The 22,979-nt window shown below is 35.9% G+C and carries 22 protein-coding genes and 1 tRNA gene; 5 read left to right on the top strand and 18 right to left on the bottom strand.

The annotated features are described in order from the left end of the window. Position 1: 1 nt before the first annotated feature. Complete coding sequence (locus tag ABWU36_RS04910) at positions 2-523, bottom strand: cytochrome b (RefSeq protein WP_253307207.1); 522 nt, start codon at positions 521-523, stop codon at positions 2-4. A 517-nt stretch (positions 524-1,040) separates the two neighbouring features. Between ABWU36_RS04910 and ABWU36_RS04905 the strand changes: the two genes are divergently transcribed. Next, positions 1,041-1,205 (top strand): hypothetical protein, encoded by a 165-nt coding sequence (locus ABWU36_RS04905; RefSeq protein ID WP_264687858.1) that lies wholly within the window; start codon positions 1,041-1,043, stop codon positions 1,203-1,205. A 289-nt stretch (positions 1,206-1,494) separates the two neighbouring features. Here ABWU36_RS04905 and ABWU36_RS04900 read toward each other — a convergent pair whose 3' ends face one another. The 3 genes from ABWU36_RS04900 to ABWU36_RS04890 all read right to left on the bottom strand — a co-directional run bounded on the left by ABWU36_RS04900 (position 1,495) and on the right by ABWU36_RS04890 (position 7,003). Next, entirely contained in the window at positions 1,495-1,620 is a 126-nt protein-coding gene (locus ABWU36_RS04900; RefSeq protein WP_353273084.1) for a hypothetical protein, read from the bottom strand. Positions 1,621-1,775: 155 nt separating this feature from the next. After that, complete coding sequence (locus ABWU36_RS04895) at positions 1,776-2,792, bottom strand: hypothetical protein (RefSeq protein ID WP_353273083.1); 1,017 nt, start codon at positions 2,790-2,792, stop codon at positions 1,776-1,778. Between the two features lie 617 nt (positions 2,793-3,409). Continuing rightward, entirely contained in the window at positions 3,410-7,003 is a 3,594-nt protein-coding gene (locus tag ABWU36_RS04890; protein ID WP_353273082.1) for a peptidase M2, read from the bottom strand. A gap of 397 nt (positions 7,004-7,400) precedes the next feature. Between ABWU36_RS04890 and ABWU36_RS04885 the strand changes: the two genes are divergently transcribed. The 3 genes from ABWU36_RS04885 (at position 7,401) to ABWU36_RS04875 (ending at position 9,687) form a co-directional block, all read left to right on the top strand. Beyond that, positions 7,401-7,473: transfer RNA gene (locus ABWU36_RS04885), tRNA-Val, on the top strand. A 26-nt stretch (positions 7,474-7,499) separates the two neighbouring features. Continuing rightward, entirely contained in the window at positions 7,500-8,396 is an 897-nt protein-coding gene (locus ABWU36_RS04880) for a cation diffusion facilitator family transporter (protein ID WP_264687861.1), read from the top strand. A gap of 52 nt (positions 8,397-8,448) precedes the next feature. Then, the gene (locus tag ABWU36_RS04875; protein WP_353273081.1) at positions 8,449-9,687 is read left to right on the top strand and encodes a hypothetical protein; all 1,239 of its coding nucleotides are present in this window, start codon (positions 8,449-8,451) and stop codon (positions 9,685-9,687) included. A 1-nt stretch (position 9,688) separates the two neighbouring features. Here ABWU36_RS04875 and plsY read toward each other — a convergent pair whose 3' ends face one another. From plsY to recA, 6 genes are all read right to left on the bottom strand, one after another. Next, the gene (plsY, locus tag ABWU36_RS04870) at positions 9,689-10,264 is read right to left on the bottom strand and encodes a glycerol-3-phosphate 1-O-acyltransferase PlsY (protein ID WP_253309423.1); all 576 of its coding nucleotides are present in this window, start codon (positions 10,262-10,264) and stop codon (positions 9,689-9,691) included. A gap of 12 nt (positions 10,265-10,276) precedes the next feature. Beyond that, positions 10,277-11,743, bottom strand: coding sequence for an alanine/glycine:cation symporter family protein (locus ABWU36_RS04865; protein ID WP_353273080.1), 1,467 nt, complete (start codon positions 11,741-11,743; stop codon positions 10,277-10,279). Position 11,744: 1 nt separating this feature from the next. Next, on the bottom strand, positions 11,745-13,088 hold the full coding sequence (locus tag ABWU36_RS04860) for an alanine/glycine:cation symporter family protein (RefSeq protein ID WP_253309421.1): 1,344 nt from the start codon (positions 13,086-13,088) through the stop codon (positions 11,745-11,747). A 31-nt stretch (positions 13,089-13,119) separates the two neighbouring features. Continuing rightward, positions 13,120-13,890: a CDP-alcohol phosphatidyltransferase family protein gene (locus tag ABWU36_RS04855; protein ID WP_182183504.1), complete on the bottom strand. Its 771-nt coding sequence runs from the start codon at positions 13,888-13,890 to the stop codon at positions 13,120-13,122. Next, on the bottom strand, positions 13,887-14,579 hold the full coding sequence (locus tag ABWU36_RS04850; RefSeq protein WP_253309960.1) for a phosphatidylserine decarboxylase: 693 nt from the start codon (positions 14,577-14,579) through the stop codon (positions 13,887-13,889). Before ABWU36_RS04850 ends, ABWU36_RS04855 begins: the two co-directional genes overlap by 4 nt. A 164-nt stretch (positions 14,580-14,743) precedes the next feature. Beyond that, positions 14,744-15,811 carry a recombinase RecA gene (gene recA / locus ABWU36_RS04845; protein WP_264687864.1) on the bottom strand — a complete coding sequence of 356 codons (1,068 nt, stop codon included), beginning with the start codon at positions 15,809-15,811 and terminating at the stop codon, positions 14,744-14,746. Positions 15,812-15,952: 141 nt separating this feature from the next. Between recA and truA the strand changes: the two genes are divergently transcribed. After that, positions 15,953-16,690, top strand: a complete 738-nt coding sequence (truA, locus tag ABWU36_RS04840; RefSeq protein WP_096617503.1) for a tRNA pseudouridine(38-40) synthase TruA — start codon at positions 15,953-15,955, stop codon at positions 16,688-16,690. Between the two features lie 88 nt (positions 16,691-16,778). On the opposite strand, the gene dnaN is transcribed toward truA, so the two are convergent. From dnaN to ABWU36_RS04800, 8 genes are all read right to left on the bottom strand, one after another. Further along, positions 16,779-17,936: a DNA polymerase III subunit beta gene (gene dnaN, locus ABWU36_RS04835; RefSeq protein ID WP_253309419.1), complete on the bottom strand. Its 1,158-nt coding sequence runs from the start codon at positions 17,934-17,936 to the stop codon at positions 16,779-16,781. Between the two features lie 123 nt (positions 17,937-18,059). Then, on the bottom strand, positions 18,060-18,557 hold the full coding sequence (locus ABWU36_RS04830) for an invasion associated locus B family protein (RefSeq protein WP_164225010.1): 498 nt from the start codon (positions 18,555-18,557) through the stop codon (positions 18,060-18,062). Beyond that, a complete protein-coding gene (locus tag ABWU36_RS04825; protein WP_253309418.1) occupies positions 18,550-19,443 on the bottom strand; it encodes an RNA polymerase factor sigma-32 in 894 nt (297 codons plus the stop codon). Before ABWU36_RS04825 ends, ABWU36_RS04830 begins: the two co-directional genes overlap by 8 nt. A gap of 141 nt (positions 19,444-19,584) precedes the next feature. After that, positions 19,585-19,716, bottom strand: a complete 132-nt coding sequence (locus ABWU36_RS04820) for a hypothetical protein (protein WP_353273079.1) — start codon at positions 19,714-19,716, stop codon at positions 19,585-19,587. Positions 19,717-19,748: 32 nt separating this feature from the next. Then, positions 19,749-20,000 carry a hypothetical protein gene (locus tag ABWU36_RS04815; protein ID WP_253309417.1) on the bottom strand — a complete coding sequence of 84 codons (252 nt, stop codon included), beginning with the start codon at positions 19,998-20,000 and terminating at the stop codon, positions 19,749-19,751. Positions 20,001-20,494: 494 nt separating this feature from the next. After that, positions 20,495-20,620 (bottom strand): hypothetical protein, encoded by a 126-nt coding sequence (locus ABWU36_RS04810; protein ID WP_353273078.1) that lies wholly within the window; start codon positions 20,618-20,620, stop codon positions 20,495-20,497. A gap of 995 nt (positions 20,621-21,615) precedes the next feature. After that, positions 21,616-22,404, bottom strand: coding sequence for a diaminopimelate epimerase (gene dapF / locus ABWU36_RS04805; protein WP_253309959.1), 789 nt, complete (start codon positions 22,402-22,404; stop codon positions 21,616-21,618). Then, positions 22,385-22,972, bottom strand: coding sequence for a nitroreductase family protein (locus tag ABWU36_RS04800; protein WP_253309416.1), 588 nt, complete (start codon positions 22,970-22,972; stop codon positions 22,385-22,387). Before ABWU36_RS04800 ends, dapF begins: the two co-directional genes overlap by 20 nt. Positions 22,973-22,979 lie beyond the last annotated feature (7 nt).

Raw genomic sequence — 22,979 nt, 5'->3', positions numbered from 1 at the left:
CCTATATCATACGTTTAAAAATGTTTTGCTTATCTATAAATGTGTGTTTCAAAGCGCCAAGTATATGCAAGATTATAAAGAGTACCATAAAACATGCAAGCATCGAATGTAGCTGATTAGCCGTGTTAGCTAGATCTTTGTTTTGATTAATCAACAAAGGGATATGAAAAAAATACTTGATCTTTTTGCCAGAAGCAGAAGACATAACATAGCCAGATAGTGGCATTAGCACCATTAAAGAATATAAACCAAAGTGTACTGTTTTACTTGCATTGATTACAAATCGAGAAAAATTTGCTGGAAGTCGTGGAACATAAGTAAAGACGCGAAAAAATATGCGTACTATGATTAGTCCAAGAATAGTGATACCGCAAGCCTTATGAATAGCGTATATGTTGAACTTAATCTCATTGCTAAGTGGTAAGCTTTTCATATAAAGTCCAGAGCAAAGCATACCAATAATAAAAACAGCCATCAACCAATGGATAACTCTTAAACCTAGGCTATATTTATCGTCTTCCATTTTGATTACCCTAAAGTAGCATTTATATAATAGAAAAACTATTTTTCAATCAAAATTATTAAAGCAATTTAGATTTACCGACAATGTAGCTATACAAATTCGACCCAGCCGGGAGTCAAGTAGCTGGCCGGCACCTAAGCCATAAACGGATTAAATGCAAAACTTCCTTGACAAACTCCGCCAACCCCCTTATTGTAGTATTAAGGGTATTTCTGACTCAAAACTTGTTTTTGACCTGCAGGCTCAATGACAAAATTCAGTAAAAAACTTAGGGTATTTTTTGGCGGATTACATAAAATTATAGCGGCTGCATGTCTTTTAAATTTTTTCTACATTCAGCCAAATCGCGCTTATTTTAAGCGTTAGCACATTATTACAGCGCCACTTACAGTAATATAGAGTCAAAACTCGCACCACGGGGCTTCTTTTGCCTTTTTTTTCGTTTGGTAAATTTCTTAATGTTTGTAGCTAAAAGAGCCCAAGAGAGGTGTCATCCCGCTGCTTGTTAGCGGGATCTATGTTAAGAGATACCGCGAATGAATCGCGGTATGACGTAGGACTGCTGTCATCCCAGTGCCCCTATGATGTCATTCCAGTCTGGGATCTAGCCTTTATTATTTGGTTGAAATTAAGTCTTCTGGATCCCAGTGTCAGTTACTTTCATGACATCATCATAAAGTAAAATGAGATCCCAGTGTCACGCACTGGGATGACACCCTGACAATCGTCATCCCGCTGCTTGTTAGCGGGATCTAGAGATACCGCGGCGGTATGACGTAGAGCTCGCGTTAGCTATGCTTTTATACTCACCAACTTAGTGTCCAATCTGGATCCCAGTGTCTGGGCACTGGGATGACATCATAGAGGCGCTGGGATGACACCCTGACAATCGTCATCCCGCTGCTTGTTAGCGGGATCTAGAGATACCGCGGCGGTATGACGTAGAGCTCGCATTAGCTATGCTTTTATACTCACCAACTTAGTGTCCAATCTGGATCCCAGTGTATGGGCACTGGGATGACATTATAGAGAGGCGCTGGGATGACACCCTGACAATCGTCATCCCGCTGCTTGTTAGCGGGATCTAGAGATACCATGGCGGTATGGCGTAGAGCTCGCGTTAGCTATGCTTTTATACTCACCAAATAAGTTTGCTTGCTTACAAGCAAACTTTCCTAGATTCCAGCGTCACGCGCTGGAATGACATTGTGGGGTGTTAGGTGTTATCCAAGTAGCGTGACTACTTGCTGTATTACCAAGTCCAATTAAGTGCAGCATCATCACTTGGTGGAATGTCAAAGGACGGTTGTGACATTTCCTCTTGCACAGCTTCTTTAAATTCTGGACTTTTTATATTTATCGCTGCTATATGCTTTTGTAAGGCTTGATCAGCAGCTATTTCAGCAGCTGATGGACTTGTTCCATCTTTACCATCTTTTCCTGGATCCCCTTTCTCTCCTTGTAGGCCTTTCTCTCCTTTCTCTCCTTGTGGGCCTTTCTCTCCTTTCTCTCCTTGTGGGCCTTTCTCTCCTTTCTCTCCTTGTGGGCCTTTCTCTCCTTTCTCTCCTTGTGGGCCTTTCTCTCCTTTCTCTCCTTGTGGGCCTTGAACTCCATCTTTACCATCTTTTCCTGGATCCCCTTTCTCTCCTTGTAGGCCTTTCTCTCCTTTCTCTCCTTTTGGGCCTTGAGCTCCATCTTTTCCTGGATCCCCTTTCTCTCCTTGTAGGCCTTTCTCTCCTTTCTCTCCTTGTGGGCCTTGAGCTCCATCTTTTCCTGGATCCCCTTTCTCTCCTTGTAGGCCTTTCTCTCCTTTCTCTCCTTGTGGGCCTTGAACTCCATCTTTACCATCTTTTCCTGGATCCCCTTTCTCTCCTTGTAGGCCTTTCTCTCCTTTCTCTCCTTTTGGGCCTTGAGCTCCATCTGCTCCTTGTAGCCCTTTACCTCCTAAGAACGCCTTTGCTGTTTGGTCATTTGTACCATCATACTTTGCTTTGTCTGAGCTACCAAGAAATTCTCCTAATGTACCCACTAGAACTGATTTATTATTATCTTTTGTACTAAGTAAACTTCCAAGAGCTGTTGCTAAACCATCTACCTTGTACTCTACTGCAGGTTTTTTATCTGGTGTATATTCCAATTTAAGATCATCTCCTGTTACGTCTAAAGTATATTTATTACCCTTCTTATCTGCTAAAGTTATAATTTTAACATGACTTAAATCTGTTGCTGCTGTTCCTACAGCGCTTTCAAATTTTAAACTAGCCGACATATCACCCTCCATTAATTACAAAAACCATAGCATGCATGAAAATAGTATAATTTTCGTTAATGCTAGATTTTACATAAGATTTCCTTGAAACTTTTCATTTTAGAATTCTTCTCTTGTCATCCCACTCCCCTCTCCTGTCATCCCAGTGCATGACACTGGGATCCATTTTTCCATCATCAGAAACGTTGTACTTTAATATAAAACGGCTACTTTTATGCTCATCAACTTAACTAGATCCCAGTGTCTGGGCACTGGGATGACACCGAAGGGGCTACTCGCATGACACCGAAGGGGCTACTTGGATGACAGCTAGCCTGACAACCGTCATCCCGCTACTTGTTAGCGGGATCTAGAGATACCGCTGCGGTATGACGGTTCGCGGTGGTATGACGTAGGACTGCTGTCATCCCGCTACTTGTTAGCGGCTAAGAGATACCGCGAATGAATCGCGGTATGACGGTTAAGTATCCCGCTACTTGTTAGCGGCTGAGATACCGCGAATGAATCGCGGTATGACGGTTAAGTATCCCGCTACTTGTTAGCGGCTAAGAGATACCGCGAATGAATCGCGGTATGACGTGTTGCTTGGGTCAGCTATACTTGCCTCCTTGTATGTATTAGATGTAGGCTGAGTTGTGGTCGTGATAAATGTGGTCGCTTGTGTAATCAAACATTTTCACAAAGCCATTCTCTAGATAAAGATTATATTCGTGATGTTGATCTGATAATACAATATTATCTTGCTCCCCTAAATTGAAATGACTTGAATCTGACAGCAATTCGTAATTTGGATTATCTATTTTACTAATGCTGCTTATTACTTTGCCATTACCACTTGATATAGCTAAACTATAACTATCACCATCCTTCATTATTTTGATGGACACCTTATCTTCAGGTAACACTATAAGCTTCTTTGTGCCACTATCGTGGATTACGAATTTGCCTTTTTCAAAATAGTATTTGTCTTCCGGCAAAGCACCAACCTTATATCCTGATTCAGCCAATTTGTGCCAAAACTTTAACACAGATTGCTTTTCTGCTCCTTCCGCTCTATCATACAAGGCTTTCACATCATTATAATCTATGGTTACATTTGCCTTGTGCTTCCCTTCTGAGTCCTGCTCGCGACTCTTTTCTATTTTGAGAATTGTGTCTTTTAATACTACCTGTTCTTGCTCTTTCTCCTCCACTGAAGCTGTTCTTTTCGTTCTTGTTAAACTTTGTGATGGAATTGGCTGATCAGACTGCATTTCACTATTGTCGTTTGATACAGTTCTCTCTTCAGCAGCTTGTGCAACAACATTAGTAGTATTGTGACTTATGTGTGATGTATCAACTTCTGTCTTAGTTTCACTTACTTGCCCTTTTGGACTTTCGGTTTGTTTCTCTTTTGTGAATATTCTCTGATAGTCCGTGTAGCCTCTATTAGTGTCACCGATATCACCATCACCTTGATCGAAAGTTATTTTTTTACTTCCATTCCCCATGTCCTCAATTTCAACTTGAGGAGAAACAGATGCGAGGAAGTCGTTATAACTGTAGTTATAATCAGCAGAAAAGAATATTTTCCCTTTGAAGTTATGGAAATTATTAGATAACATTCCAATTTCTTCATCAGTATCACCATCAAATAGTTTTACTTTAGTGAAATATGCTTGATCTTTTATTCTAACTATTTCACCGCTAGAGTTTCTTTGTATTTGGTAATCATTTGGATCGTACTTTATAGCAAAAAGTTTGCCAGAGCCATATTTCTCTAAGTTTATAAGGCCCACATTTACATGTTTATGGGAATAATCTCTCTTCTCATATTCATGTGCAAATATTGGATCTATATATCTATATTCATCTGGTATGCCATTATACTCTCTCCCTTCAGAATCAGATGGTGCTAACTTATATTGTCCATCCTTTTGCACTAACTTTAGATGAGTAACTTTTTCAGGTAACTCATAGCGCACATTTTTTCCGTGATCATGAATGAACAAGTTACTTCCATTTGTAATTTCACCTCTTTCATTTTTCACCTCTTCGGTAATATAAAAGCCCATATTTTTGAATTCATGTAAGCGCTCGTCTCCTTGCTTTACAACCGCTTCGTATACATCGTCGTCTGTCCTATCTGTTCCCTTATTATCCAGTAATTTTCCTTTTTCCACGATTACTCCATTTGCCTTTTGCTCATCAGAATATTGTGCATGCTTTGAATCCTGATGATTCAAAATTTTGGTACCTCTAAGGAGCAGAGAATCTAAATCTTTTTGGATGTGTCCAGTGCTAGGATGCAACAATTCATTTTCATGTAAATGTGCTTCATCAAAGTATTCATCGCGTTCAACTGTTCTGCCATCTATCAGAGAAGCTTTATAATGACCATTTTCTTTTGTAACCGCCATATAAGCACCACCATCATATTGAACATTTAAGTTGTGCAATATGTCCTCAAAAACAAAAGTTTCTTTAGTTTGGCCTTCAACTTGCTTAAAAAATCCTGATTCGCTCAATAATTCTCCAAGCTTTGTATTTCCGTCATATATAGACAGTGCACCCATATCTCCTTGACCATGAGCTTGCATAGAAAAAATCTTACCTTCTTGTAGATTAATGTGAGTACCTCTGATTAAGTTTGGATCGATATTGATCATCTCTTCTAACATCTTTTCTACATCGATGTTCTTAGTCGCTTTTACTTGTTCTAAGCCAGTGTTTATGGTTTTATCAAGCAAGGTACTTTTTAAATTTTCATACTTATCTAGTATTGCATCTTTCAGTTGTGTATATTTGTCTTGTGTAGCACTATATAATCTCTTATCTTCATTACAATAATTAGTGCTGGCTGAATTGCATTTTTCTACAAATTTCTCATAAGAGATCTCTCCTCTTTTGTGTTGCTCGTATGCATCATGATGCTGTGTTTCTTCCTGTTCACGCAGGCCTTTCAACACATCATCATATTCTATATCCTTCTGCTTATCTAAGTCTTCTAGCTCGCTCGCACGTATTTTTTCTAAGTCTTCTTTCCCATTAGAGTAAGATTTTCTTAGATCTTCACCATATTTTGATAGCATCCTTAAAGCTTGCATTTTATACTCTTGACTGTTTTGATATTCATTACCTTGTTGGTCAGAGTAAGTCAGCTTAACCTGCCCATCAGCAGTTTTTACTGCCTTTAAGAAATGATATTCCTTTGATATATCGAGGTTATCATTTGTTGCCCTATTAACAGCACGAGCATAATCATAAAACGACACATGTTCTACAGGAGAAAAACTTCCAACGTTTTCTCCATCTATTTTTTCTATATTTGCTTTATAGTAGGATATGTTTTTAATTTCTCCACCAACTATTTCTTGACCAGTTGCTATAAAATCTCCTTTTGTAACTTGTAGGGCATTAATTTCTTCCATAGCAGTTTCTGTATCATTCTCAGCAAGCCAACTTTTGAAGTCAGCATCATGTCCTTTTATGTCTTTCAAGAAACTTTTTGACTCATCTGAGTTACCTTGACGTAAAGCATCTAGGTAGTCTCTTAATAAACTAGGATCTTTTTCCTGTAAGTACATTATCAACGCATGACCTGTTTTATAAACCAGGCTATTTGCTTCGCTGTCCTTTGAATATTCTAAACTTAAAATTTTATCTAAATCCAAATTTGCAGCTTCAGTTTTATCGATACTTGATCCTTGAGAATTGAATTTATGATCTGAATGATGCTCAAAGTAATCTGCAATTCCTTCCATTAATACTGTAGGTAGGTGCTTACCTCCTGTAGCCAAGTAAGTTAAACCATGTGCAAATTCATGCTGAAGGTTATGAACGCCACCTTGCTGATAGACATACATTTCAGCAAAAACATCAGCTTCCCCTTTGTAGTAACATTTACCACCCTCATCTCCAAGGTAAGAACCGAAACGCTCGCTTCCGCTAAGGTGAGTGTAATCATCCTTGTCATCAAACATATAAATTTTAAATGTTTGTTCTGAGTTGCTGTGTTCTAACTTGAATGTATCTTTAAAACTAGTAGCTGTTTCTTTTATCTCACTTTCAATTGTTGCAATTTTACTTGCTCTTAAATTATGAGAATAAACTTCTACTTTAATATTTAAATCTTTAACTTCTACAACATGTGGCGAATTAAACCCTTTGCCGTTATTGTTAAAGTATTCTTCTTTAGTTATATTTTTATTTATTTGTTGATTGATTGTCATAATTCTAACCTCTAATTTATTAACTCTTCAAATATAAGGTGATCTCTACTAAAAAAGTGTGAATTTTCATATTGGTATAATCTATATCTTAGTGAAGAAATATAAGTAATTAATTTAATATGAACAATATAAGATATAGCTATAACTAAAGCAATTTAGATTTACCGATAATTTGGTAAGCTATGAACTCGTCATTCCGCTACGTGTTAGCGGAATCTATGCTGAGATACCGCGAATGAATCGCGGTATGACGTAGGAAAACCTGACCTGCACTAGCTATAGGCTCTATAGCTTGACCACAAAAAAAATCTAAATTCTAACGTTACATTAGGATAGGGTAAGAATTTAAAAGCAAATTGACTTTCATTCCACCAAAGCACTATACTAAAACCATGATGGGTAATTAGCTCAGTTGGTAGAGCACTTGCTTGACGTGCAAGCGGTCGCTGGTTCGAACCCAGTGTTACCCACGTTTTTGTTCATGAAAAGATTTTATATGACAGCAGTGCATAACGGCAAACACTCAGCAGCACAGTCCAAGCGCTTAATCTATTCCATAATAATAGTTGCGATAACAATGTTTATGGAAATAGTAGGTGGAATAATTTCACATTCGCTTGCTCTACTATCAGATGCAGGGCATATGCTCACTGACCTCTTTGCCTTAGTTTTAAGCTGGTTAGCACACAAATTTTCAGCTAAGAAATCTGATTTGCAAAGATCATACGGGTATCATCGGTTGCAGATAATTGCAGCATTTGTTAATGGTTTAACTTTATTCTTCATTGCAGTAATCATTATAATTGAGTCAATAAAAAGATTTATTTTTCCGGTAAATGTTGAGTGGAAAGTAATGTTAGTAATTGCTACACTTGGCCTGATCTCTAATATTATAGTCTTTTTTATATTACATAGTAAATGCGAGAGCAATATAAACATAAAAAGTGCTGTACTACACGTTATAGGAGATATTTTAGGTTCTGTAGCTGCTATACTTGCATCCATAATTATCATGTTTACTGGATGGCAAATGGTGGATCCGATTTTATCGGTATTTGTCAGTATAATCATTTTGAATAGTGGCTACAAAATTCTAAAGAATTCTTGCCACATACTTCTTGAAGGCACACCTGAAGGGATATCTACTGAGGAAATAAAAAGTAAGATCACATCAGAATTATCTGAAGTGATAGATGTGCACCACATACATGCATGGTCACTGTCTGATAATTATTTTATAATTACCATGCATGCCAAAGTAAAGCAAGATGCACAACACACTGATATTTTGTATGAGATAAAAAAAATACTACTAAATAGGTTCGAGATAGCACACTCTACAGTCGAGATCGAATACGATGAGTGTGCGGATAATAAGATACTTAAACATTGACGTTTTAAATTACTATGCTATTACTAGAGCGTAATGATGTTGAAGGTAAGCTATGATAGGTATCTCTCAAATACAATTTCCTCGCAGTGGTTCCAGTAAAGTTAGAATTGCTCTCTATTTATCTTTTTATTATGCGTTAACTATAGTAACCATTCCTACTTCGATAATAGCTAGCTTAGTATCTATTCTATATGATACAGAAATTAAAACATTTCTTGGATATAAAAAAATAAAAGGTGGGGAAAAAATAAGTAATAAAGAATATTGGAAAATATTTGGTCAAGGTAACATAATCAAGTCAATCGCAGTTTCATGTATTGCTGGGCTAACAATTTATTATTTTTTCTCTAAGTCTTTAATATTAGCTTGGCTGCTGGCGCCGATACCATTGGCAATTGGAATAATCCTATTGCAGCCCGAAACAAGGCCAGCAACACTTAACCCTATAGCCTTACTTAAAGCTTCATTAAAGCTACTTTCCGATGGTTTGTATGAGAATTTAGTTGGTACAAAAAATGTAATAAATGCTATGAAAGAACATATGATGCCTCATATGGCAAATGATAGCATTATTGACAGTATTAATACACTAAAAGATAAATATGGTGAGAAGATACCAAAACCTAATGGTGTTATACATAATGATGAATTTGTTAAGTTTATTAAGTTCGTAGAAGGGGAAAAAGAGCTTGGAAACAATAATAAAAAAGAATTTATTAACTTTCTTAATGAATGGTGCAATAATGATGAACAAGTTCATGTTTCTGGACTCATGGGGGGGCAAATTTTATATTTGGTTCTAAAGGCTTGTAATAGTGGAGATAGTGAATCAGTTGCAGTAAAAAGGCAAGAGTTAGTAAAGTCTTTAATGTATGCCATGAACTATGCTAAAGGAACAATTGTTCCTGAAACCTGCTTTACTGGTATTATTGGTGCAATGTTAAAGTCATTAGAAGGAATACACCCTGGTATTAGAGTAGAATACCTTGTAGAAGATAGAATTGGAATATGTGCAGAAGATGAGGCATGTGAGTTTATTAAGAAAGAGCTGCAAAAAAAGAAGAATCATAAAGAAATCCTCAATGCCTGGGATAAGTCAGATGATAGCAGTAACCAAATAACTTCTAATTTTATTCAAGAAATCAAGATACCTTTAATGAGAAATTTGTTTAGCTTGGATTGTAGTGAACAGAATGTAGTAGATACAATAGAAAATCTTGAATATATTAATCCAGGAAAATTAACCGACCCAAACATCGATAATATAAGAAGCAACAGGGTCAGCACATGAATTATAAAAATTTATGTTCCTTGCCTTGCAGAAGATTCATAATATTCTTGTAGTGCTTGAGAAAAACTAGTGTTCCTATAACTAGTAATGTTAAGAACAAATTCCTCTGAAAAAAAAAGGACCATGCTACAACCGTTGAAGTAGCAGTCAAAGAAGCAAGAGAAGAGTATCTAAAGATAAAAAATACCACTATCCAGGCAAATATAAACACTAATGCCACAGGTATGTTAAACGCTATCAACACTCCCAGAGTTGTTGCAACTCCTTTACCTCCTTTAAATTTTAGCCAAATAGGAAACATGTGCCCTAAAACTGCTAAAATTGCAGATACATATATATAAAAATCGTTATTATCACAAAATTGTTGTGCTATATAAACTGCGATGAATCCTTTTAAGGAATCCAGAAGTAATGCCAGAGCAGCAAGACATTTATTTCCTGTTCTTGCAACGTTTGTAGCGCCAATGTTTCCTGAACCTACTTCTCTTAAGTTTATCCCTTTTATTTTTGTAATGATTAAGCTAAACGGTATTGAACCTAATATGTAGGATAGTATAAGGACTACATGCTTTTCCATTATACCAAGAACCTAATTAATTTTATTATTCCTCAGCCTTTTTAGGTAGCACTGAACTTCATCGTTAATCTGATTACTAAACAGTATAAGCGCTGTCATATTGATGAGAGCTAAACAAGAGAACAAAGTTCCACCGATATTGGCAATAGCCATTATATCTTTAGAAAGAGCAGAAAAAAACGCTACAATTATTACTGCTATGCGATATATCACTATACTTTTTGCACCGAATAAATATAGCCACCCCATTTCACAACAATATACAAACGAAATTACTGAAGAAAATGCAAACAAAAGTGCAGCTATGGTTAAAAGTATAGGAAACCATGAAGAAACAGTTTCAAATGCCTTTTGAGTGATTAATATCCCTTCACCAACACTAGTCTGGTATGCACCTGTTATTACTATCGTTATTCCAGTTAAACAGCAAGTGAGCATTGTATCAAAACACGGTTCTATCATAGCAACAAGCCCAGTTCTTACTGGTTCTTCATCTTTAGTTGTTGCATGAGTAATTGCAGCAGAGCCGACACCAGCTTCGCTGGCAAAAATTGCTCTTTGAATTCCAGCAACAAATGCTCCTACCATCCCTCCGCCAACAGCATTAAAATCTATCATGCTGGAAAATAATATCTTAAATGTGTGACCAAGATTGTGGATATTAAATCCAATAATAATAAGGCAGCTACATATATATATGAGTGACATAATAGGCACTAGTGCAGAAGATACTCTAGCTATCCTTTTAATTCCGCCAATAATCACTAGAGCAAGCAGCGCAGAGATTATGGAAGAAAGAAACCAAGAGTGACCATCTACCCAACTTGAATAGCCAGATAATATTGAAACCATTTGGTTGGTTTGAAACGCTACACTTCCACCAAGACCTGATAATACAAAGAATACTGCATATATTGCAGCTAAAACAATACCAAGTTTTTTAAATCCAAATTCCTCCAGACCATTCCTTATATACTGAAAGGGACCACTAAACAATTGCTCCTGATCTTCTGTTCTATGTCTAAATGCTAAAGTCACTTCGGCAAATTTTGCTGACATACCAAAAAAACCTGTAATCATCATCCAAGGCACCGCTCCTGGCCCTCCCATTGAAACTGCAATTGCGACTCCAGCAACAGTTCCAAGGCCTACTGTGCTTGAAAGTGCAGTCATAAATGCCTGAAAATGCGTAATATGACCATCATGGTGATTCGTGTCATATTTTCCACATAAAATAGCAAACGCATGCTTAAACATTCTTATGTTGAGAAATCCAAAACGTAATGTTAGAAACACATAACCAAAAGCTAGTAGAAAGATTATAAATGGCACGTAAAGGATTTTGAAAAACAGCACTTCATTCATGAAGTTATTTATTCCATTCAACACAGCATCATAACTTTCATAAAAACCTGAAGCAGCGTACACATCATTAAACAATAGGCAAAATAACACCATACAAAGTAATCTATAAATCATGTTAATACCCTTTAGAATTGTAATAAGAATCTATTGTATTCAAAACTTCCCTTCTTAGTAGATATATTGCAACAGCATTTGGAATCATAAGGCACATGAACAAACTGTCGCCTAGGTAAGATATAAATTCTATATTTTTTGACATACAACTGATATATACTGAAACCACTATAAGAATTTGGAACGGTATCAGTATTTTTTTATTACCAAATAAATACAGCAGAGCAACTTCACAGTAGTAACAATAAGCTATTATTGTAGAAAATGCAAAGGAAAACATCATTAGCGGAAAAACTAACTTGCTGAACAAGGGCAAAACTGTTGAAAATACCGAACTAATTAGTGTAATATCACCCACGTTATCAGTGCTATGCATACCAGTAATAATTATCACGATACCAGTCAAAAATGAGATTAGTATTGTGTCTATAAGTGGTGCAATCATTGCAACGCATCCAACTTTAATTGGATCTTCTTCTTTTACAGCTGAATGTGCTATAGCTGCTGTTCCGGTACCTGCTTCGTTAGCAAACACTGATCTTCTCACTCCTGCTATTAATCCGCTCAATACTCCGCCTCCTATAGCTGATTTATTGAAGATGTCTTGGAATATTATGGATAGAGCATTCAGCAAATTACTTCTGTTTACATAAATTAAATATATACACATACCCATATATAGCACTATCATAATTGGTGCTAAGCTCGTTGAAACGAAAGCAATGCGCTTTATTCCTCCCAATATTACAATAAAGACAAGCAGGGATATAATAATAGATGCGTTGTATTCGAAGAGGTTATTTGACAATGCTGCTATCTGATTCGCTTGAAATGGTATACCGCCCAAAATCATTGCAATAAGTAGCATAATCGCATAAGTAAAGGCAAGAAATCTACCAGTTTTTGCAAATCCAATTTTTGCAAGCCCGTACTTCATGTAATAAAAAGCCCCGCCAGTTGCATTTTCAGAGCGATAGGTGAATGCAAGCACCACCTCGGCAAACTTTATCGACATACCAAGTATTCCGGTAATTACCATCCAAAAAACTGCACTTGGGCCCCCTATTGTGATAGCTATTGCAACTCCTGATATTGTTCCAAGACCAACTGTTCCTGAAATTACTGTTGCAAACGCTTGAATATGAGTGATTATGCCATTGTTATTGTTATTACACTTTAGATTGAATAGCGTCTGTATTCCATGCTTGAACAATCTAAAGTTAGTGAATTTGAATTGGATGGTACAAAAAACCCCAGTTGCAATTACCCAAATAATTATAAATGGAATGTTGAATATCTTTATGTACAGAAATGAATTTAACAGTTCACTTATTTTTACAATCATGCTGCTCACTACTTTTTATTACAACTTATAGCTAACGAGCTTTATACGAGTAATATATATAAAGCCCAGTGCTTACTGGAATAGTAAGTACATACACTACACCTAAAATTGGTAGCGTCATCCAGGGCTTACTGATGAAAAATATAATAAGTACTCCAAAAAATGACACAAATATATAGGATAGGCTTTTGGGAACATAAATATATTTTGCAGAGAAGGTTGGAATGTGACTTATCGAAAAAAATGAAATGGCCAGAAAGTAACAAGCTACGTTTCTTGTGTTAAAAAATCGCTCTATGAGAAGTAAGTATTCACTCTCATGAGATTGAAAGGTAATAATTATTGGTAACAAAGAAAGTAAAGCACACACTGGAGCTGGAACACCAGAAAAGAAAAATTTTTCCCAGTGTGATTGTTCTGAGTGTAGCGAAACATTAAATCTTGCAAGTCTTATTGATATGCAGATTACGTATATCATTACTAAAATCCAACCTATGACTTTGATTTCGTTTAGCTTCCAAAAATACAAAAGAAATGCAGGCGCTGCACCAAAATTTAGAAAATCTGCAAAAGAATCAAGCTGGGCTCCAAAATCGCTAGTTGATTTTAGAATTCTAGCTATTCTGCCATCCATTCCATCTATTATTGCTGCAATGATGATAAAAATTACTGAGAATTCCCATTGTTCATTAAATGTAAATTTAAGTGAAGTGAGACCAGAACATAAACCCAATAAAGTTATAAAGTTTGGGAATAATTTAGTAATAGGTAAGAATCTACTGTTACTTCCATCGTTATTCATATAACGTCAAAAGTAAGCTTCTCTTGAACGTTTTCCTTATTTAAGTTTGCTATAATTGTTTCACCACCAATAACAGTTTGCCCTTCTGAAACTCTGACTTCTATATCAGCAGGAACATAAATATTCACTCTACTACCAAATCTTATAATTCCAAACCTTTCACCTGCTTTCACATTCTGGGATACTCCTAAATTACAAACGATACGACGTGCAATTAATCCAGCTATTTGCTCCACAATAATTTCTTTTCCCTTTTCGTATTCAATCACAATAACCTGCTTTTCATTTTCATTACTAGACCTATTGCTCATTGCGGATACAAACTTGCCTTTTTTATAATTCATTTCCTTTATCGTACCAGATATTGGTATACGGTTCACATGGACGTTCAAAACACTTAAAAATATGCTAACAAGCGTGAACTTCTTCTCTTCTCCATTTTCTGCCGATAAAGGATAATTAACTTCTTCAATTTTTGAAATCACACCATCAGCAGGACTTAATATAAGATCCTTGTTGTTTGGCACAGCTCTTGTTGGATCGCGAAAGAAATAAGTACACAATAATGTCGGAAACAAGCACGTAACACCAAACCCCCAAGATATAGAGAATGCTATACACGTTACTATAAAGGCAACGACTATAAATAAATAACCTTCCCTGTTTATATTGGGTAAACTAAAACACATAATCTTATTCACAATAACCTATTGTTAACAATTTATCATTTATAATTTCTCATGAAAAGCTTTTTTTAACTGCTTCAGCAAAGTCCTCTTGATACAAGGTAACATTACAGATTAGCACACACCGTCATACTGTAACAACCCATCCAACACAAACTAAGTTTAGATCAGAACACTGATTCTTCTAAAAGTTGCTCACTATCCTCGTCTATTATAATAGAATTATCATGATTTCTGAGTAAATCTCTGATTTTCATTTCTATTTCATTTGCGACTTCTTTGTTTGTTTTTAGGTAAGTTTTTACATTCTCTCTTCCTTGTCCAAGACGTGTATTGTTATATGAATAGTAAGCACCTGCTTTTTCAAGCACACCAAGCTTTGCTCCCATATCTATTATTTCTCCGAGTTTTGATATACCTTCATTGTACATTATATCAAATTTCGCTTCTCTAAATGGAGGAGCAACTTTATTTTTTACAACTTTAACTCTTGTTTCATTGCCTGTAATATTTTCTTTGTCTTTTATTACACCAACTTTTCTTATGTCAAGCCTTACAGAAGTATAGAATTTTAATGCATTTCCACCCGTGGTAGTTTCAGGATTTCCATACACTACTCCTATTTTCATACGAATTTGATTAATAAATATCAATATACAGTTCGCTTTTGAAACGGCAGAGGTTAGCTTTCGTAGCCCGTGACTTAGAAGCCTTGCTTGCAGCCCCATATGTTGATCACCCATATCACCTTCAATTTCAGCTCTTGGAGTTAACGCTGCAACAGAGTCAATAACTATCACATCAACCGCACCAGAACACACTAAGTACTCAACAATGTGTAATGCTTGTTCCCCAGTGTCTGGTTGCGAAATTACTAAATCATCAGTGCTTACCCCAAGTTTACGAGCATATAAGACATCCAATGCATGTTCTGCATCGATAAATGCGCATGATCCTCCTTTTTTTTGTGCTTCAGCAATCACGTGCAAGGCAAGAGTGGTTTTACCAGAACTCTCGGGACCAAATATTTCAATTATACGTCCTTTTGGCAGACCTCCAACACCTAGAGCCGAATCAAGCGCAATTGATCCTGTGGATATTGTGTCTATTTTCTCTACAGGGTTTTGCTTCAACTTCATTATTGCACCTTTACCAAATGCTTTTTCAATCTGGCTTATTGCATTATCTAATGCTTTTTGCTTATCATTATTTCTTTCTTCTGAGTTGTTTGCCATGGATCATTTATTAACTTGTATAACTTCCATGATAATCAAACGTGAACAACCTGCCAAGGGTTTTTTAATAACGAAGAACGTTATCGTAGAAAAATTAGCTACCTAAATTATATTAAGATAGAAAGTTAGATAGACTCTGCAGTGCGATACAAAATAACGATAGAATACAATGGTAGTAGTTTCTCTGGCTGGCAGAAGCAGCAACATTCTGCTAATTCAATCCAGGAAGCCATAGAAAATGCTATATTTAATTTTAGTGGTGAGAAAGTTACTTTGTACTGCGGTGGCAGGACTGATGCAGGGGTTCATGCTTTAGGACAAATTGCTCATTTTGATATGGAAAAGGAATTTGAGCTTTATAGAATAAGAAACGCAATAAATTATCATTTAAAATCAATTCCCATAGTTGTACTGAATGCAGAAGTTGTAGATGATGCGTTTCACGCACGGTTTTCAGCAAAAAAAAGATATTACGAATACAGAATAGTTAATCGCTATGCTCCTGCCGCTCTGGAGACAGGTTATGTATGGCAAGTGTTTAACCCACTTGATGTAAATATTATGCGTGAAGCTGCTAAACATCTACTTGGAAAACATGACTTTTCAAGTTTTCGTTCAAAAGATTGTCAAGCCGCAAATCCGATGAGAACAATTGATGATATCGATATAATACAAAATGGGAATCATATACACATCAAAATATCTGCTATTTCCTTTTTACATAACCAAGTGAGGATCATTGTGGGTACTTTAGTTGAATTTGGAAAAAATAGAACTAATCCACAAGAAATGCTAAATATATTAAACCAATGCAAAAGAAATGCAGCTGGAGTTACTGCACCACCTTTTGGCTTATATTTGGTAAAGATAGATTACTAATTTAATAAAAAGTAATGTTCTTAGTGAAATAAGTGTCATACCGCCACGGTATCTCCAGATCCTGCTAACAAGAAGCGGGATGACAAGTTTAAGTTCTCATTGGCATCACTACATATAATACACTTGAATCGTCTTCATCAGTGATAATTGTAGCACTATTACCATCGGCTAAGCTAAACTTACATTTATTTTTTATGCAGGATAGAACATCAAGTAAATAACGCGAGTTAAACCCTATTTCTATAGGGGCTTCATTGTAGTCCACTTCTATGGATTCAGTTGCATCATTGCACTCTTGAGAGTTTGAATGCAGAGTCAGCAGCTTTTCTTGTAGTGAGAATTTAATGGATTTTACTTTATCAGATACAACAACGGAAACTCGATCTATAACATCTGAAAGTTTTTTACTTTCAATAATCATATGCTTATCTTGAGATGCTGGAATAACTGCTTTATAATTTGGAAAAGTCCCATCTATTAATTTTGATATTAGAATATATTCACCGCATGTAAACTTGATTTTTCTGTCTGAGAGTTTTACATTAATTTCATTACAGTCGTCCAATATTTTTAACAGCTCCATAACAGTTTTACGTGGAATGATCACACCAAATTCGCCATTGATGTTCCCAGGCTTTGGTCTCTTTATACATGATAAACGGTGACCATCAGTTGCAACGCAGTACAGAAACTGCTCGTCTGTATGTAGATATATTCCATTTAAATTATACCTTGTATCATCTAGTGATACAGCAAATTTTGTTTTAGTTAATAAGTCTATCAGGTCCGTATTTAGTAGAATAAAATCATGTTTATAATTGTCTTCTTCAAGAGCAGGAAAGCTGCTTGAAACTACATTCGGTAAAGAAAAGTTTGCATTTCCGCAAGACATCAATAATTTTCTTTGGTTGTTTACTTCAAAATTGACATCCAAATCAGCGGGTAACTTCTTCACTATGTCATGTAAAGTATGCGCTGAAATTTTTACTTCTCCTTCTGTTAATACGGTTGCAGCAAGTGAGGCAAACATTGAAATGTCAAGATCAGTTGCCATTAATTTTATGCTGCCGTGTTGTGCTTTGATATTTATACATGCCAAAACATCTATTGCATTACGCCTTTCAACCACTCCACTTACTCTGGATAATGTATTTAAAAGACTTGTACGGCTCACGCTAAAACGCATCTGCTCGCACACAGAATTTTGCTTTTTGATTTCTGTATCTACACCTGCAACCTCTGACATTGCTAACTCTCAAAAATATATTTTAAATGATATCCACATCCTATATAAAGTAAAGTGCTATTTATATTTCCATTGAAAGAGTAGTCCAGTTTATACTATAGCTGGGTATTTTGTTACAATGATTTACTTTGTATGACATAAATCATGCATTTTTTGATACGCTTTTTGAAAACCAAGTAGGGAATAAGTATCATCAATGGTCACTGTTTTTGTTTTTCCATTAACTACCATTGATAATCCCTGCTTCATTTTTAGAATGAGATCTTGATCTATTTTTGTATGCTCTGCCCACGCAAAACTTCCCTGTATTATAGGCAGTGTATATTTAATTTTTTTGTCGATATTGAGAGCTACAGGCTCCTTATCATACTGAAAACCAGAGGTAACGCTTACCTCATCTGCTTTTTTATCAACATAACTGACCATTACATACGGCTTGCGATTGGTTGTATAATGCTCGCTTTTTGTCTTAGGGTAAGATACAATGTAACACACTTTCTCTCCATCTTCTGATGCAGTATATACAAGCCAGTCTTTGTATTTTTCCTTCAATTGCACATCACTAACCGATGCAAAAGCGCCTATTGAAAAAAATATTAGAAATATAAAAAAACTACGCATGCAAACCAAATTTCAAACTTTCTGATTGTATATATTGTTTTACCTTAGCCATCGCCTGCTCAGCCAACTGTCTTATTCTTTCTCTTGAAACACAATATTTTTTACTAAGTTCATCTAGAGTTTGAGTGTTTTCAGACAAATATCTACTGATAAAAATGTCTCTTGCCCTTTCGTTAAGGCTTGCTAGTGCATTGTTTAAAATTGTTTCTTTTAATTCTTTTTCTTCATGATTCTGATAGGTTACTTCTTGACTGACCAAGTTACATGGGATCATATCTTGCAACTCCCTTTTAGAGTCATCACCTATTTTTATGCAATCGTTTAGCGACTGATCCTTACAAGCCAAACGGTAATTCATCTGCAGAACATCTCCTTCGGATACAGAAAGCTCATTAGATATTGCTTTTATTTCTTCATTGCTTAAAGTCTCTCTGTTTGTATACTGTAAAATTCTTTTTTTTATTTTACGTAAACTAAAAAATAATCTTCTTTGTGCTTGCGTTGTGCCTATTTTCACGAACGACCAAGATTTCAATATAAAGTCTTTTATTGAAGCTTCAATCCACCACACTGCATAAGTTGAAAAACGAAACCCTAAATCAGGATTAAACTTTTTTACTGCATGCATTAAACCCATATTCCCTTCCATGACCAGGTCCATCAACAATAGTCCATAATTTTTGAATTTCATTGCAATTTTCACTACCAAATTCAAATGGCTGGTAATCAATTTATGAGCAGAAGAAATATCCTTATATTGGTTCCAATTTTTTGCTAATCGTACCTCTTCCTCTTGAGACAGCATAGGAAATTTTTGCACTCTAGCAATATATTGCATGAGATTGGTTCTGCTATCAACACATAAGCTTGCCATTGGGGTCAACATAACAACTTAAATTAAAACTTCATATATATAATATATTGATTTTCAAGCAAAAATTCAAGCTTTGATTTGAAAAAAGTATAAACCTTCTATCTAATTGGGATCTTAAAGACGATAAGCCCCAGCACAGCTACCTGGGTAACACTATATATGACATCCTGCCAGCGTGTAATGATGAACATTATAGTTTAAATACTTAGTAAGTGGTGTTATTCCAGTGCCTTGACACTGGAATCCACATTTCTTTTTTCTAGATCCCAGTGGGCTTTGTTGCATAGCAACGTAAGTTTTTTCCAGAGTAAATAATTTTATGCGACTATTTCAAATTTAGGCATACCAATTGCAGTAAATTTGTTCATTAAGTAGCATTTAATAAGCAGTTTCTTCTCTCTATTTGTCTCAGATTTATTCTTAAAACTAAACCCAAATATTCGCTTCAACCTTGAGAAAAATCCTTCAATATACGATCTTTTTCCGTAATTTACTTCTTCTTTCCATCTTTTTATACCATTCTCACCATGTAATTTCATTAACTGAATAGCGGCATTTCTATCAAGCATATAATCCAATTTTGGATGCTCTGCTGCGTTGTTTTTCGGAGGAATTTTCGTTTTTATGCCATATTGATTACACAGCTTATAGAGCTTTTATAGCATATTTAACATCAAATTTCCCCAATGCTCCATAGTGATCAGAGTAAACGCCATTACTGTATTTTGTAGCTATGACTTGTTTGCTCAACATTATGTGCAATTTTCTTACTTGTTTATAGCCGCGGTACTCTCTATCTTTGCTATTCTCTTTGCTGTGTGTTGTTGTATATACTAATTCCTGTACTGTCTATAGCAATTTCGATATCTTCCATGTTATTTTTATCAACTCTGCAATCATTGATCTTAATATCAAGTTTCTTTTGATGCTTGTGAATAGCTGCAAATTTTTTCCTATTTGTTCAATGTATCCCTCTAAAAATCCCACTCAAACCTATTCTGAATAGATGGGTTATTATATGTATCAAAATTACCACTTTGTTGCTGTAAATATTGTTGCCACCCTACATTTTTGGCCCAATTTCATACCAATTTTCTATGGCTTCGTTGATATAATGAAAAATATTTCCTCTTTTTTCTAGAAATTTGTTATATTCTCTATGGTTACAGACTCTCATTTTTTGTGGCATATTTATCCTTAAATCGTCATTTTATAATGAATTTAGTCAGTAATCACTAGCTTTTCTGCTGCTATGCAACAAAGCCCACTGGGATCCAGATTGGATACTGAGTTGGTGAGTATAAAAGTATAGCTAACGTGAGCTCTGCGTCATGCCGCCACGGTATCTCAGCAGATCCCGCTAACAAGCAGCGGGATGACGATTGTCAGGGTGTCATCCCAGTGCCTCTTTTTTGTCATCCAAGTAGCCCCTTTTTTTGTCATCCCAGTGCCCAGACACTGGTTCACTCTATAATGGCAGTGCCTCTATGATGTAAGGAATCCAGTTTTTATGCAATCTCATCAAGAACGTTGTGTTTTAACGTAAGGTTGGCTACTGTTTACACTCACTAACTTAGCTGGATCTCAGTGTCTGGGCACTGGGATGACAGCAGTCCTACGTCATACCGCGATTCATTCCTACGTCATACCGCGATTCATTCGCGGTATCTCTTAACATAGATCCCGCTAACAAGCAGCGGGATGACACCTCTCTTGGGCTCTTTTAGCTACAAACGTTAAGAAATTTACCAAACGAAAAAAAAGGCAAAAGAAGCCCTGGTCATTGTCTATTTTCTGTATTGGCGTTTTTTTAAGTCTTAAACACTGCAATTTAGCTGCTTTTAAGTGCAGCTCACCTTAGTTCAAATGTTTAAGAAATTTACTAAGCAGAAAAAAAGGCAAAAGAAATCCCGTGTTAGCTAGTTGTCACTCTCTAATCCTGCAAATTGGCGTACTATACTGTCTTAAACGACTTATAAGCGCGTTTCAGCTTATATAGGTAAAAACCCAGAAATGTTGTGAAGACATAAGGTGCACATAGTGCAAAAAATTAAAAATAAGACGCCAACTACGTTGTTTTCTTGCTGTTTAATCTGCACAGATGAAGATAACTGAATACCTTCACTATCATAATAAGGGGGCTGGCGGAGTTTGTCAAGTAGTTTTGCATTGTGAAAACAACGATCACAAAAATCCTATATCACCGGTCATGAATACGTTATTTGCCCATTCGATTAATAACTTACCTCCTGGTAAATCTACTGAAGTCTGTTGGGCAGTCAGATATCCACGTAGTGTGGATGCAACAAGTGCTGCACAGGCTGCACTACCGCATGATGCAGTAATGCCTGTACCTCTTTCCCAAACTCTTAAAGCTATTTCTCCAGACTTTTCAACTTGTGCAATACTAATATTAATTTTCTGAGGAAATAGTACGTGATTTTCTAGCTTTGGTCCTAAATTTCGCAATGGTATTTCACTTATGTTATCAACAAAAAAAACTATATGAGGGTTACCAATATTTACTGCAACAGGATCTTTTAGCATTTCAAGCTCTATAGGTAAGTGAAGAGTGTCACACTCAGTAGACAAGGGAATTTCATGCCATTTTAGCAAAGGTTTACCCATGTTAACCTTTATGGATTTATCACCAACTTTAAAACACTCTAAAATGCGTTTGTTTACCAGCTCAATAGTGATATACTCAGTACCTTTTTCTGACATTATCAAATATCCAACACAGCGTGCTGCGTTTCCGCACATTTCAGCTCGACTACCATCAGCATTATAGATATGTATAAAGCAGTCTGCAGCATTAGACATTGTTATAATTATCACTTGATCACAACTGCTTTGATCAGCAATTTGTCTATAGTTCCAGTCTAAATTGTTTGTTGAACGTGAGTCTATGATAACAAAATTATTGCCAGTACCGTGCATCTTGATAAAATTTTTAGGACCTTGGCCACTCATCATAAAAAAATATTTCTTCTATTGGTCTTCTTTTTTTCTTACTTGTTTCAGCACCCTCTTCTTCGTAACCAACCGCTATCACTGACATTACATTAAAATCATCGGATATGTTGAATCTTTCTACTATTTTATCTCTATCAAATCCACCCATTTGATGAGCCATTAAGTTCACAGATGCAGCCTGTAGCATAAGTGCATAATTTGCTGCACCAGTATCATGACTAGCCCAAAGATTTTCTCCTTTACCTCGTTTACGGAAGTTTTTAGCACTGAAAGATATGATTAACACTTGTGCATCTTTTGCCCATTTTTGATTAGATTCATCAAGACAATTTAGCAGCTTTTCCCATGCGCTTTGATTGTTCTGTTTGTTGCATATCACATATCTCCAAGGTTCATCACCAAAACATGAGGGAGTCAGCCTTACAGCTTCCATTAAAATATCCATGTCTTCCTGAGATATTGCTCTTGTAGTATCGTATGAACGTCCGCTGTGTCTTGCTTTCATCAACGATAATAGATCTTGTTTACTTATCATTTTTAATTTAATAGTGCATAAATAATTCATTGTAGCA

Origin of the sequence: Wolbachia endosymbiont (group A) of Portevinia maculata, from assembly GCF_964028525.1 — a bacterium.
Classification (GTDB): Bacteria; Pseudomonadota; Alphaproteobacteria; order Rickettsiales; family Anaplasmataceae; genus Wolbachia.
Note: the sequence above shows the minus strand (reverse complement) of the source record. Positions and strands in the feature narration are given on the sequence as shown.